Below are 13,443 nucleotides of genomic sequence, written 5' to 3' on the forward strand. Positions count from 1 at the left end.
TTCCGCGCGACGGGTCGTCGCAGGTGGACGCGGTTGGCTTCCGACTGTCGGTGGCAGATGGCACGCTTGGTTCCGTGACCGAGATTGACGCGAAGATCGATGCTCTCGTCCCCGCCTGGCTCACCCTTCCCGACGTCGCCGAACGGCTCGGCGTCGAGGTGACGCGGGTGCGGCAGCTGGTCAAGGAGGGCCAGCTCATCGCCGTACGCCGGGGGGAGAACCGGGTGCTGCAGGTCCCCGCCGCCTTCATCGACGGAGACAAGATCGTCAAGGGCCTCACCGGCACCCTGACGCTCCTGCGGGACGACGGCTTCACGGTCGAGGAAATGATCGAGTGGCTGTTCACCCCCGACCCGACCCTGCCCGGCACCCCCGCGCAGGCCCTGAGCGAGAATCGGGGCACCGAGGTGAAGCGCCGCGCCCAGGCGCTCGCCATCTGACCACCGAGCGACCGACCGGCGTACGGCCCGCGGCCGGGACCGCCCGGGCCCACCGGCCCCGCGCGTCCCGCACCGCGCCCGTACGCCACCGACGCACCCGCACCGACCGGTCCGTGCCGGCCGGTGGCACCGACGACGGGGGGACCCACGCATGCCCGACACCGCTCACGTCACCGCCCGTGACCGGCTCGCCGACGCACGCCTGTACCTGTGCACGGATGCCCGCACCCGCCAGGGAGACCTGGAGGAGTTCCTCGACGCGGTCCTGGCCGGCGGTGTCGACATCGTGCAGCTGCGCGACAAGGGCATGGAGGCGGCCGAGGAACTGGAGTACCTCCAGGTGTTCGCCGACGCCTGCGCCCGCCACGGCAAGCTGCTCGCCGTCAACGACCGCGCCGACGTCGCCCACGCCGCCCGCCCGGACGTGCTGCACCTCGGCCAGGGCGACCTGCCGGTGCCCGCGGCCCGCGCGATCCTCGGCGACAGCATCCTGATCGGCCGCTCCACCCACAGCGAGGCGGAGGCCGCCGCGGCCGCCGTCCAGGAGGGCGTGGACTACTTCTGCACCGGCCCCTGCTGGCCCACCCCCACCAAGCCCGGCCGGCCCGCGCCCGGCCTGGACCTGGTGCGCTACGCCGCCGGCCTGGACACCGACCGCCCCTGGTTCGCCATCGGCGGCATCGACCTGGGCAACCTGGACCAGGTCCTGGACGCCGGAGCCCGGCGGGTCGTCGTGGTCCGCGCGCTCACCGAGGCCGACGACCCGGGCGCGGCGGCCGCCGCGTTCGCCGGGCGGCTGCGGCAGCGCTGACAACGGATCCGCCGGACGCCGCACTGTCCACTGTGTGGACAGAGAACCGATAAAACGGGCAAAAGCCCGGCATCCGGTTGGGGGACCGCCGCGGCCTGGCTAACCTGCGGGTATGGCCCTCGGCACCGCATCCGTCAGGTCGGACCACGCCCCCACCGTGCGCGACATGCTCGCGACCGGCAAGCGCACGTACTCGTTCGAGTTCTACGCCCCCCGCACCCCCAAGGGCGAGAGAAACCTGTGGAACGCGCTGCGCCGGGTCGAGGGCGTGGCCCCCGACTTCGTCTCGGTGACCTACGGCGCGGGCGGCTCCACCCGCGCCGGCACGGTGAAGGCCACCGAGGCCATCGCCTCGGACACCACGCTCACCCCGATCGCCCACATCACCGCCGTCGACCACTCCGTGGCCGACCTGCGCAACATCATCGGGCAGTACGCCGACGCCGGGATCCGCAACATGCTGGCGCTGCGCGGCGACCCGCCCGGGGACCCGATGGGCGAGTGGGTGCCCCACCCGCAGGGCCTGACCTACGCCGCCGAACTCGTCGAACTCATCAAGACCTCCGGTGACTTCTGCGTCGGTGTCGCGGCGTTCCCCGCGATGCACCCGCGCTCCACGGACTGGGACACCGACATCCGGCACTTCGTCGCCAAATGCCGGGCCGGCGCCGACTACGCCATCACCCAGATGTTCTTCGACCCCGAGGACTATCTGCGCCTGCGCGACCGGGTTGCGGCGGCCGGCTGCGACACCCCGATCATCCCCGAGGTCATGCCGATCACCAGCATGAAGACGCTGATGCGGGTGCCGCAGCTGACCAACGCCGTCTTTCCGGCGGCTGTGAAGGAGCGCATGGTCGCTGCGAAGGACGATCCCGCGGCGGTACGCTCCATGGGCATCGACTTCGCCACGGAGTTCTGCGCGCGGCTGCTGGCCGAAGATGTGCCCGGGCTGCACTTCATCACGCTGAACAACTCCACGGCGACACTGGAGATCTACGAGAATCTGGGCCTGCACCACCCGCCGCGGGCCTAGGCCGGCCGTACGCGGATCCCGCCGGACCGCGGCACGGCCTCGGGGAGAGGGGCGTACATGGGCTGGGCGGTCCTCTACATCGCGTTCGGCGTCGTCGCACTGTGGCTGCTCGGCGAGGTGCTGCTGCAGTACAAGGCACGGCTGCGGTGGCGGCTGCTGGCCTTCGGCGGCTTCCTCTGCGTGGTGCTGGGCGTGCTGCTGCCGTCGGTGATCGTGATCGCGCTGGGCGCCGCCGCCTTCGCGGTCGGCCAGACCTACGTCACGCTGTCCTTCCGCCGCGGCTTCACGGCCGGCTGGGCGGTCCGGCACCCCGGCTCGGGCGGTGAACGGCCCAAGCGCCGCCGGGCCCGCGGCGAGCGCGCGGCCGCCGCCCCTAAGCCCGCCGCGCCCGCGGACGACGACGCCGGCGACGCCGCCGCCGGCCACGACGACACCCGGGAGCAGCCCCAGATCCCGGCCCCGGCACCGGGGTACGGGTTCGAGGACGACGACCGCGACGACGTCTTCACCCCCGTCGACCGCGCGGCGGGGCAGACGGCCGCCGAGTCCACCGCGGTCTACCAGCCGCAGCCCCTGCCCGACGACACCGGGAACTACGGCGTCTACGACTCCGGTTACCCCACGACGGACCGGACCCAGGACCCGTACGCCACCACCGCCCACACCGAGCAGTCCTACGGCTACGACTACTCCGGCTACGACGGCGCCGCCCACGGCTACGGCACCACCGGCCCGCAGGACTACACCGGCTACACCGAGCCCTACGCCGGTGCCGCCGCCTACGGCGGCACCTCCTACGACCCCGGCTACGCCCAGCAGCAGCCGCCCTACGCCGCCCAGGACCCCTACGCCCACGGCGGTTACGCGGGCGAGACCCCGGCCGGCGGTGTGTGGGTGCCGCAGCAGCGCACCGACGAGTCCTACGGCGACCAGCTCCCGCCGGAGCAGCCGTACCCGTACCCGGGCACCCACGGCGGCCAGGCGCAGCACGGCGCGGGCTACGACGAGCAGTACCGCTACTGACCCGCACGGCCGCCCGCTTCCCGGCTCACGGACCCGCGGCGTGACCCCGGCCGCCGGCGGCCGGGGTCACTGGGAGCCGCGGAACTCCGGCCCCTCCACGATCAGCCCGGCCACCAGCGCCCCCGACATCCCGGCGTGCGGCAGCCCGCCGCCCGGGTGCGACCAGCCGCCCACGGTGAACAACCCTTCCACGGCAGTGGAGTTGGCCGGGTGCAGCAGCCGCCCGTCCGCCGCCGGCAGCGCCGGTGCGGGAACGGCACCGCCCGGCGCGCCCGTGGCCTCGGCGACGTCCGCCGGGGTGCGGATCTCGTGCCACAGCAGCCGGTCCCGCAGCCGGGGCACGGCCCGCTCGGCGGCGGTGATCATGCGCTCGGCGTGCGCCTCACCGTCACCGCCGGCCGTGCCCGCCGGCACCGTGGCGGTCAGCGTCACCGCCTCGTGCTCCGCGTCCGGGACCAGCGCCGGGTCGTCGGGCCGGGTGACCGTGACGGTCGGCTGCGCGGGCGTGTGCGGCTCCGGGCCGAACAGCGCCTCCAGCTCCGCCTCGCGGTCCGCGCAATGCACCACCGTGCGGTGGACGGTCCCCTCCGGGCGGCCGCCGCGCAGCGCCAGCAGCACCGTCAGACGGCTGGGCAGCCCCCGCTGCGGCGGCACACCGCCCTCGCGCACCGGCGTGCCGCCCAGCAGCCCGTCCAGGGTCCGCGGCGGCACCCCGGCGACCACGAACTCGGCGTCGGCTACCTTGCCGTCGGCGAACTCCACGCCGGTGACCTTGCGGTCCGCGGTGGCGATCCGTGTCACCTCGGCACCGAAGACGAACTCCACCCGGCGTTCCAGGCACCGCTCGTACACCGCCCGCGCGAGCTCCCGCAGCCCGCCGCGGACGTACCAGAGGCCGAAGGCGTGCTCCATGTACGGCAGCACCGCCGCGCCGGCCGGAGCGGTCCGCGGATCGAGGCCGCAGGCGAGCGCATGGCTGTCCAGCAGCGCGGCCAGCCGTGGATCCCGCAGCTCCAGGGCCCCGATCCCGGCCAGGGTGCCGGCCCGCCGGGTGCGCAGCAGACGCTTGCGCGGCACCGCCGGATACGGCTCGCGCTCGGCCAGCACCTGCCAGTTGGGCCACAGCGGCTCCTCCAGCAGCGGCCGGCGGCAGCGGTCCCAGGTCTCGCGGGCCCGGACCAGGAAGTCGCCCCAGCGCTGCCCGGCCCCCGCGCCCAGCGCCTCGTCCAGGGCGGTGACGACCCCCGCGCGGGAGGCGTTGGGCAGCGTCACCCCGGTGCCGTCCGCGAAGACGTGCCGGTCCGCGGGGTCCACCTGGACCAGGTCGACGCAGTCCTCCAGCTGCCGCTTGCCGGTCTTGACGAACAGGTCGCGGTAGACCGCGGGCAGCGGCAGCACGGCGGGACCGGTGTCGAAGCGGAAGCCGTCCCGCTCGACGCTGCGCAGCGCACCGCCGTACGTCTCCGTGCGTTCGTACACCGTCACCCGGTGGCCCGCGACGGCCAGCCGGGCAGCGGCCGCCATCGCGCCCATTCCGGCGCCGATCACCGCAGTCCGTGCCATGTCCGCGACTTTAACGACCATCACCGGCGACGCCCGCTCCGGGGCGCGGTCCGGCCGGGCCCGTGGGCCGTGGTACCCGGGTGCGGGTGCGCACGGCTGAGTAGGTGTACCTAGCCGCACAGATGAGTACCCGCGCGGATGGGCGCGGGCCTGCGCGACAGGGACAGTGGAGGCACGGAAAGGGGCAGGGCGCCGGCACCGCCGACACGGGGCGGCGGAACGGCGCGGCCCCGGACCGCTCCTTTCGCCGGACCCCGGCGGGGGGAGCCACGACGGAGCACCGGGGGAGCGACCGGGCGGGACCCGGCGGGGGAGGCAGGACCCGCCCGGCGGGCGAGCCCCACGGGGCACACGGGTGACACGGGGGAGCACCACGGGAACACGGGGAGCGCGAAGCGGCCGGTGCGCGGCGGCGGAGGGGGAGACGCCGCGGCGCACCGGCCCTTCGCGCTCCACCGGAGACGCACGGCGTCCCCACGGCGGCACTGCTGCACGACCCGCAGGGCCGGGCCTGCCGGGGCCGACGGAAGCCTGCCGGGTCCGCCGGGCCTGACCCCGCGGCCGGGCGGTCGCCCGGCGGCGCGCTCAGGAGATGCCGCTCACCCGGCCCCGCAGCAGCCGGGACAGCGCCGCATGGACCTCGCCCAGGGACCGCTCGGGCTGGAAGGACTTCCAGTCCAGGGCGGCCACCAGCACCATGCCGACCAGAGCGGCGGCGGTCAGCGGTACGTCGATCTCCGCGCTGAACTCGCCCCGCGCCACGCCGTCGCGCAGCACCCCCTCGACGACCGCGACCGCCTCCCGCCGGACCACCAGGAGCGTGGACTGCCAGGCACGGTTGGTGCGCCACAGCTCCGCCACGTACAGCTGTGTGAAGGCCGGATAGCGGTCGATGTACTCCAGCCCGGCCCGGATCATCGCGTCCAGCGCGTCGACCCGGCGGCCGCCCGCGCGCACCGCGGACTCGGCCGCCTCGCGCAGGGAGGCGGTCAGCAGGCCCACGCCGTGCCGCAGCAGCTCCTCGAAGAGGACCGCCTTGCTGGCGAAGTTGTAGTAGACCGTGCCCTTGGCGACCCCGGCCCGCTCGGCGATCTCGTCCACGGTGGTGGCGGAGTACCCCTGCTCGGCGATGAGCGTGACGGCCGCGTCGAAGAGCTTCTGCCGGGTGGCCTCGCGGCGGCCGCGGCTGCCCCGCGTGGCGCTGCTGCTGTCCATGGCGTCGATTCTCACAGGCGCGGCCGGCCGGCCCGCACCACGGTCGGCTTCTTGGCCTCCCGCGTCCGCACGGAGCGGAAAACGCAGGCCGCAAGGGGTTCGGTGGCATACCGCACGAGGGGTGCGGACGACGCGCATGCCGTCACGGGACGTCGAGCGCGGCGCCACGGGACGTCGAGCGCGGCGCCCCGCCGGTGCGCCCTCGCCGAGGCCGGCGCACCGGGTGCGGTCGGCCGACGCGACGCCGACGGCCCGGTACGGCCCGGTAATGCCCGACACGGACCGATACGACCCGGTGCGGGAGGTCACGGCGTTCCCGCGCATCGTCGGGCAAAGGCCTGCGGAGCGGCCGGTGCGGGGCGTGCCGCGCCGCGGCCCACAGAGCGCGGGGCCGCGCGGTGACGGGCCGGGCCCCGGCACGCACGGGCGGCACGCCGGACGCGGGCCGTGGCCGCGGACCGGCGGCGGGCGGTGCGGGCGGCGAAGGCAATAGGGTGGAGGGCGCCTGACAGCCTCCCGCCTGCCCACTCGCGGCCGGCGGAGGACAGACCGAACGCCCCGCCGTGCCAGAGGCGGCGCCGCCTCGAGGAGTCAACAGCCGTGTCCGACCCGATGCGCCCACCCGTCTCCCGCCCGCACCCCGGAACGGCGTCGCCGCGCTCCGGCTCCCGGTCGCACGCCTCGCTCCGGACCGCCGTGGTCTGGGAGGTCCTGCAGGACGCCCTGGACCGCAAGGCCGAGGCCACGGGCCGGGAGTCGCTGGACGTCCTGGACACCGGCGGCGGCAGCGGCAAGTTCGCCGTGCCCGTCGCCCGCCTCGGCCACCGGGTCACCGTCGTCGACCCCAGCCCCAACGCCCTGTTCGCCCTGGAGCGCCGTGCCGCCGAGGCCGGTGTGGCCGACCGCGTGCACGGGGTGCAGGGCGACGCCCACGGGCTGTTCGACGTGATCGAGCGCGGCGGCTTCGACGCGGTGCTCTGCCACGGGGTCCTGGAGTACGTCGACGACCCCGCCGAGGGCCTGCGCAACGCCGTCGCGGCCCTGCGTCCCGAGGGCGTGCTCAGCCTGCTCGCCGCCGGTCTGGGCGGCGCGGTGCTCGCCCGGGCCCTGGCCGGCCGCTTCACCGAGGCCCGGCACGCCCTCCAGGACCCCGAGGGACGCTGGGGCGAGGGCGATCCCGTGCCGCGCCGCTTCACCGCCGAGCAGCTCACCGCGCTCGCCGAGGGCGCCGGGCTGACCGTGCGGGCCGTGCACGGCGTACGGGTCTTCGCCGACCTGGTGCCCGGCGTGCTCGTCGACACCGAGCCCGGTGCCCTGGACGCCCTGTTGAAGCTGGAGGCGGCCGCGGCCGAGCTGCCCGCGTTCCACTCCGTCGCCACGCAGATCCACGTGCTCGGAGAGACGGCGGGCGGCACCGCCGGCGCCTGAGCTGAGTGGGCCCTGTGCGGCGGGCCCGACGGCCCGGGATGGAGTGCGCCACAGGCCCTCCGAAGCCGCTTTTCGGACCGTATGATCGAGGGAGACCGTCCGGCATGACGGGTCCGCGGCCGGGGAATGGACACCTCAGCGGGCCGGGTCCGCCGTGGTGGATCAGGTTGGCCAATTGGCGCAGAGGGGCGGGTTTCACGGGGGCGAATCCCTGCCTATCCTGGAAGACCCCCGGGTCGCCCCGGCGACTGCACGATGAGGAGGACTCCGTGCCGCTCTCGGAGCACGAGCAGCGCATGCTCGAGCAGATGGAGCGAGCGCTGTACGCCGAAGATCCCAAATTCGCGTCGGCGCTCGAGGGAGCCGGGCTGCGCACGTACACCCGGCGGCGGGTCTACCAGGCCGTCGCGGGATTCCTCGTCGGCGTCGCGCTCCTGATGGCGGGCGTGATCGTCCCGTACTACTGGGTCAGCGTGGTGGGCTTCCTGGTGATGCTGGCCTGTGCGCTGGTGGCCGTCACCGGCTGGCGCAAGGCGCCCAAGCCGGGGGAGCACCCCGTCGGCGGCCCGCACGGCCGCCGTCCCGCCCGGCCCAAGCGCTCCATGATGGACCGCATCGAGGAGCGCTGGCAGCGCCGCCGCGACGAGCAGGGCCACTGAGCTGCTGAGGGTCCGCGTCCGGCTCGGCGGAAGTGCGGGACCGTGAGGGCGGTGCGCACCGCACGAAAGACCCTGATCCGCTGGACCGGGCCGCATCCACGGAACGTACCGAGGGGCCGGCCACCGCGATCAGCGTGGCCGGCCCCTCGATGTGTGTCCGAAGAGGCATGCTCCGGCGGTCCCGGCCGAGCGGTTCGGGGCGCGTGGTCGCGGCCGGGCAGCAGGCCCCTCCCAACCCCGGCCTGCTGAGACGCTCAGCCCTCCGGCCGTGACGGTCCGTGCGCGGACGGCTTGCGCAGCACCGGGCGGAGCGCTGCCACGCGGGACCTCACCGCTGCCCACCGGGCGGCGAACGCCCAGGTCAGCCGGGTGGCCGACCGGGGTGCCAGCAGGGCCCGCAGCCGGGTGCCGCGGGAGGCGGTGGAGCGCAGGCCCTCGGTGACCCGGCGGACGTCCGCGGCGAGCCCGGCCACCGGGCGAGGCCGCGGCGCGTACAGCGCCTGCTCCACGGCGCCGGCGACCCGGTGCACCGATGCGGCGGCCACCGGATCCAGACGGCCCAGGCGCACCAGCCGCGCCGCCGCCTGCCGCGGCGTCTGCGATTCCTCCGGCCGGATCCCGAAGTCCCAGGCCGTGTTGGTGAGTTCCTGCCACACGGCCAGGGTGTGCGGCACCGCGTCCCGCTCGCCGCGTCCGTGCGCGCCGAGCCGGACGGACCGCACACGCCTGCGCCACAGCAGCGGTGACAGCGGCAGCAGCAGGACGACCAGCGCCGCCAGCGCAGCCGCGGCGATCGTGAACGGCCGCGGGCCGTCGTCGGAGGGACCCGCCACGGGCTGCGCGGACGGCGTCGGGCACTCCTGCAGCCGCCGCAGCTCCGGCGGGCAGCCGGCGGTCGCCGAGGGCGCCGCGCTCGGCGCGGTGCTCGCCTGCGCGGAGGGCACCGCCGGATCCGGCAGCGGAGCGCCGGGCTCCTCCGACCGGGTGTACGACGGGGTGGTGCCGCGGGTCGGCGTCGGCTCGAAACGGGTCCAGCCCACGCCCTCGAAATACAGCTCGGGCCAGGCGTGCGCGTCCTTCAGCCCCACCGCGATCGTGCCGTCGCCCTGCACCGTGCCCGGGGCGAAACCCACCGCCACCCGGGCGGGGATGCCCAGGGTGCGGGCCATCGCGGCCATCGCGAAGGAGAAGTGGACGCAGAAGCCCCGCTTGTCCCGCAGGAACCGGGAGATCGCCTGCGGGCCGGTGCCCACCTCGACCTGGGTGTCGTACTGGAAGCCGCCGTCGAAGGCGAACCAGTTCTGCAGCTTCACCGCCTGCTCGTAATGGTTCCCGGCGCCCTCGGTGACCCGGCGCGCCGTGGCCGCGACATCGGCCGGCAGCGTCCTGGGCACCTTGGTGTACTCGCGCACCAGCGCCGGTGCCGGGTCGGGGGCGGTGGCCAGCTGCTCGGTCGTCGGCAGCACCTGCAGGCTCCTGACCTGGTACGTCAGCCCGCGTGTGGTCTGGCCGTGGTCGCCGACCAGCGTCATGCCGACCGGTTCGTAGCGCCAGCTGCCGCGGATCCGCACACCGCTCGGCGGGTAGGGCATCGGCAGCCAGTCCTGCGCGTACCAGTCCGCCGCCGAGATCGTCGTGGTGATCTCCGTCCGCGGGACGTCGGCGGACAGGCCGGCCGGCGCGGGCAGCGTGTCGGGCACGGCGACGATGTGCCGCTGGGACGGCTTCCAGGTGGTGCCGTCGAAGTCGTCCAGCGACACGATCCGCACATACAGGTCCGAGGTGTCCCGGGTGTCGGTGCGCAGGGTGAGCACCGTGCGGTCCTCGTCGACGTTCAGGCTGTCGCGCAGCGAGACCAGCGGATTGACCGCGGAGATCGTGCCGCCGTCCCCGTGGCCGGCGCCGGTGCGGGAAGGGTCCAGCAGGCCGTGCCGCATCCCCGGCAGGGCCAGCGGCACCACCAGGGCCACGCCCAGCGCGACCACGCCGATCCGGCGCCCGGTGCGCACCGGCGCCACCGCGGAGCCGCGCTCGCCGCGCGGCGACCTGACCGCCCCGGTGAACACCCGGCCCCACTGCGACAGCCGGTCGCGGCCCTCGGCCAGGAGCAGCATCAGATACCCGGCCGCCGCGAGCAGGAACCACAGCCAGCCGGCGCCCCCGTCGGCCAGCCCCGCCGCCACCGAGTACAGGGCCAGCAGCGGCAGCCCCGCGGTGGCCGCGCTGCGCAGGGTCACCGCGAGGGCGTCCACGATCAGCCCGATCAGCAGCACCCCGGCGACCAGCAGCAGCCGGATGCCGTCCGTCAGCGGCGCCGGGGTGGTGTAGCGGCCGACGTCCTCCGCGCCCTGGCGCACCAGGCCGGCCAGGTGCCGGAAGGCCTCCGGGCCGGGCACCAGCCCGGCCGGCGCCTGCTGCCGGGCGAACACCAGGGTCAGCAGCACCAGGGTGACCAGCACCTGGGCCGCGACGGTCAGCGGCCGGGCCAGCGGCACCCGCCGGGCCGCCGCGCCCACCGCCGACTGCACCGCCAGCAGCAGAGCGACCTGCACGATCCATGTCGCCGGGGACACCAGCGGCAGCAGTGCGCACGCCGTCATCAGCGTGGCCGCCCACGCGCACAGCGCCAGACGTGTCCGTCCGCTCATGACCGCCCCTTGCGCACATCCGCACCGCTCGTCCGGCCCGCCGGGCCGGCGCGGAAGGCCGGTGCGTCCACCGCCCGGCTCATGGCTGCTTCCTCTCCGGTCCCGCCGCGCCGGCCACCGGGCGCGTGCCGCTCACCGTGCCGTCGTCCGCGCCGGCGCCCGGCGTGCCGTGACCTCCCCCGGCCCCGGTGCCGGTCCGCTCCCGGTCCGCCTGCCGCCACACCTCGGACAGCGCGGCTCCGCGCGGCACCATCACCGCCGTCCAGCCCGCGTCCCGCAGCATCCGCAGCCGCTCCTGAAGCCGGTCCGCCGGCGCCGGCGCACCGGCCCGGGGCAGCCAGACCCCGCTGTCCAGGACGAACGCGACCGCGCCGCCGCTGCGCCGGCGCATCCGGGCGGCCACCGCGGCCTGCGCCTCGTCCAGATCGCCGAGGAACGCCACGAGCAGCCCGTCGTCGCCCCCGCGCAGCACGTCGTAGGCGCGCGACAGGCCCGCACCGTCGGAGTGGCCGATCACGGCGAGGGTGTCCATCATCAGCCCGGCCGCGTCCGCCGGCTCCTGGCTCGTCCCGGTCGCCGTGAACCCGTCGCCGCCCTCGCCCGGCACCGTGCTGCCGGTGTCGGTCAGCAGCCGCACCGAATAGCCCCGCTGCAGCATGTGCGTCATGACGGAGGCCGCACCCGAGACGGCCCACTCGAAGGCCGAGTCCGGGCCGGCTCCGGAAAAGGCGCGGGCCCGGGTGTCCAGCAGCACCGTGCAGCGGGCCCGGTGCGGCTGCTCCTCGCGGCGCACCATCAGCTCGCCGTGGCGGGCGGTGGAGCGCCAGTGCACCCGGCGCAGGTCGTCGCCGTAGCGGTAGCCGCGCGGGATCACGTCGTCCTCGCCTGCCAGTGCCAGGGCGCGCTGCCGGCCGTCGCCGTACCCGGTGGCCTCGCCGGACAGCCGCACCGGCGGCAGCGGCTCCACCCGCGGGGTCACGGTCAGCGTGTCGGACGCCGAGAACGAGCGGGTCAGCTCGCACATGCCGAACGGGTCGGACAGGCGCAGCTGCAGCGGGCCCAGCGGATAGCGGCCGCGCAGATCCGAGCAGACCCGGTAGGACACCTCGCGGCGGCCGCCCGGCTCGATCCGGTCCAGCACGAACCGCGGCCGGGGCCCGAGCACGTACGGCACCCGGTCCTGGAGCAGCAGCAGGCCGGTGGGCAGCCGGGAGACGTTGTCCATCCGCAGACGCACCCGGGCCTCGGCGCCGGCCGGCACCCGGGCCGGGGTGAGCCGGCGGCTGCCGGAGACCCGGTAGCGGGTGCGGTACAGCACCGCGGCGCACAGCAGCGGCAGCACCGCCAGCAGCAGCCCGACCCGCAGCAGATCGGGCTGGCCGAGGACGTAGGCGCACACGGCGGCCGCGACGCCCGCGGCCAGGAACGAGCGGCCACGGGTGGTCAGACCGGCCAGCGCGACGCGGACGCCGCCCTGGTCGTCCCCGCCCGTGCGTGCGGCCCCCGCGTCGCTCATCACAGACCCCGCGACCGCCGGCCGGACTGCGCCATCCGGCCGCCGAGGCCGAGCCCGCCGGCCTGCTGCGGCGCCGCGGGCACCGGGGTCTGCTGGACGATCTCCTGCACGACCTGCTCCGCGGTGCGCCGGTTCAGCTGGGCCTGCGCGGTGGGCAGCAGCCGGTGGGCCAGGACCGGGACGGCCAGGGCCTGCACGTCGTCCGGCAGGGCGTAGTCCCGGCCGCCGAGGGCCGCGGCCGCCTTCGCCGCGCGCAGCAGATGCAGCGTCGCGCGCGGCGAGGCGCCGAGTCTGAGGTCCGGGTGGCTGCGGGTGGCGCCGACCAGGTCCACCGCGTATCTGCGCACCGGTTCGGCGACGTGCACGCCGCGCACCGCCTCGATCAGCTTGACCACCTCGTGCGCGTGCGCGACGGGCCGCAGGCCGTCCAGTGGGCTGACCCCGCCGTGCACGTCCAGCATGCGCAGCTCGGCCTCCGGATGCGGGTAGCCGATGGACACCCGGGCCATGAACCGGTCCCGCTGGGCCTCGGGCAGCGGATAGGTGCCCTCCATCTCCACCGGGTTCTGCGTGGCCACCACCATGAAGGGGCTGGGCAGTTCGTAGGTCTGGCCGTCGATGGTGACCTGCCGCTCCTCCATCGACTCCAGCAGCGCGGACTGGGTCTTCGGAGAGGCGCGGTTGATCTCGTCGCCGATCACGATCTGTGCGAAGACGGCGCCGGGCTTGAACTCGAAGTCCCGGCGCTGCTGGTCCCAGACGGACACCCCGGTGATGTCCGAGGGCAGCAGGTCGGGAGTGAACTGGATGCGCCGCACCGAGCAGTCGACGGACCGTGCCAGCGCCTTGGCGAGCATCGTCTTGCCCACTCCGGGGACGTCCTCGATCAGCAGGTGGCCCTCGGCGAGCAGCACGGTCAGCGCCAGCCGCACGGCCTCGGGCTTGCCCTCGATCACCTTCTCCACCGAAGCGCGCACCCGTTCCACGGTGGCGGTCAGATCGGTGAGATCGGCTCCGTCGTCATAGGTCGTCACCCGGCCCTCCTCGGCCCGTCCCCACGCCCGCAGGCGAGCAGGGGTCTCCCCAGTCTCCCGGGCCGGTCCC

At 75.4% G+C, this 13,443-nt stretch carries 11 protein-coding genes; 6 read left to right on the plus strand and 5 right to left on the minus strand.

Translation table 11 applies throughout. From position 1 onward, the window contains the following. Positions 1-74: 74 nt before the first annotated feature. The 4 genes from IE286_RS03945 (at position 75) to IE286_RS03960 (ending at position 3,310) form a co-directional block, all read left to right on the plus strand. Positions 75-440 (plus strand): Rv2175c family DNA-binding protein, encoded by a 366-nt coding sequence (locus tag IE286_RS03945; RefSeq protein ID WP_189795180.1) that lies wholly within the window; start codon positions 75-77, stop codon positions 438-440. 151 nt (positions 441-591) lie between these two features. Continuing rightward, entirely contained in the window at positions 592-1,251 is a 660-nt protein-coding gene (gene thiE / locus IE286_RS03950; protein ID WP_189795181.1) for a thiamine phosphate synthase, read from the plus strand. 112 nt (positions 1,252-1,363) lie between these two features. After that, positions 1,364-2,287: a methylenetetrahydrofolate reductase [NAD(P)H] gene (metF, locus tag IE286_RS03955; protein ID WP_189795182.1), complete on the plus strand. Its 924-nt coding sequence runs from the start codon at positions 1,364-1,366 to the stop codon at positions 2,285-2,287. A gap of 57 nt (positions 2,288-2,344) precedes the next feature. Further along, a complete protein-coding gene (locus tag IE286_RS03960; RefSeq protein ID WP_189795183.1) occupies positions 2,345-3,310 on the plus strand; it encodes an SCO2102 family sporulation regulator in 966 nt (321 codons plus the stop codon). A 66-nt stretch (positions 3,311-3,376) separates the two neighbouring features. Here the strand turns inward: IE286_RS03960 and IE286_RS03965 are convergent, their stop codons facing one another. Beyond that, complete coding sequence (locus tag IE286_RS03965; RefSeq protein WP_189795184.1) at positions 3,377-4,873, minus strand: phytoene desaturase family protein; 1,497 nt, start codon at positions 4,871-4,873, stop codon at positions 3,377-3,379. A gap of 585 nt (positions 4,874-5,458) precedes the next feature. Beyond that, positions 5,459-6,088, minus strand: coding sequence for a TetR/AcrR family transcriptional regulator (locus tag IE286_RS03970; RefSeq protein WP_189795185.1), 630 nt, complete (start codon positions 6,086-6,088; stop codon positions 5,459-5,461). Between the two features lie 600 nt (positions 6,089-6,688). Between IE286_RS03970 and IE286_RS03975 the strand changes: the two genes are divergently transcribed. Together IE286_RS03975 and IE286_RS03980 are read left to right on the plus strand one after the other, a co-directional pair. Continuing rightward, complete coding sequence (locus IE286_RS03975) at positions 6,689-7,516, plus strand: methyltransferase (RefSeq protein ID WP_189795186.1); 828 nt, start codon at positions 6,689-6,691, stop codon at positions 7,514-7,516. Between the two features lie 269 nt (positions 7,517-7,785). Then, a complete protein-coding gene (locus IE286_RS03980) occupies positions 7,786-8,175 on the plus strand; it encodes an SCO2097 family morphological protein (RefSeq protein ID WP_189795187.1) in 390 nt (129 codons plus the stop codon). 254 nt (positions 8,176-8,429) lie between these two features. Here IE286_RS03980 and IE286_RS03985 read toward each other — a convergent pair whose 3' ends face one another. The 3 genes from IE286_RS03985 to IE286_RS03995 all read right to left on the minus strand — a co-directional run bounded on the left by IE286_RS03985 (position 8,430) and on the right by IE286_RS03995 (position 13,373). After that, positions 8,430-10,823: a transglutaminase TgpA family protein gene (locus tag IE286_RS03985; protein WP_189795188.1), complete on the minus strand. Its 2,394-nt coding sequence runs from the start codon at positions 10,821-10,823 to the stop codon at positions 8,430-8,432. A gap of 79 nt (positions 10,824-10,902) precedes the next feature. Next, on the minus strand, positions 10,903-12,339 hold the full coding sequence (locus tag IE286_RS03990; protein WP_189795189.1) for a DUF58 domain-containing protein: 1,437 nt from the start codon (positions 12,337-12,339) through the stop codon (positions 10,903-10,905). Then, positions 12,339-13,373: an AAA family ATPase gene (locus IE286_RS03995; protein ID WP_189795190.1), complete on the minus strand. Its 1,035-nt coding sequence runs from the start codon at positions 13,371-13,373 to the stop codon at positions 12,339-12,341. Before IE286_RS03995 ends, IE286_RS03990 begins: the two co-directional genes overlap by 1 nt. Positions 13,374-13,443 lie beyond the last annotated feature (70 nt).

This window comes from Streptomyces thermodiastaticus, assembly GCF_014656135.1.
Lineage (GTDB): Bacteria > Actinomycetota > Actinomycetes > Streptomycetales > Streptomycetaceae > Streptomyces > Streptomyces thermodiastaticus.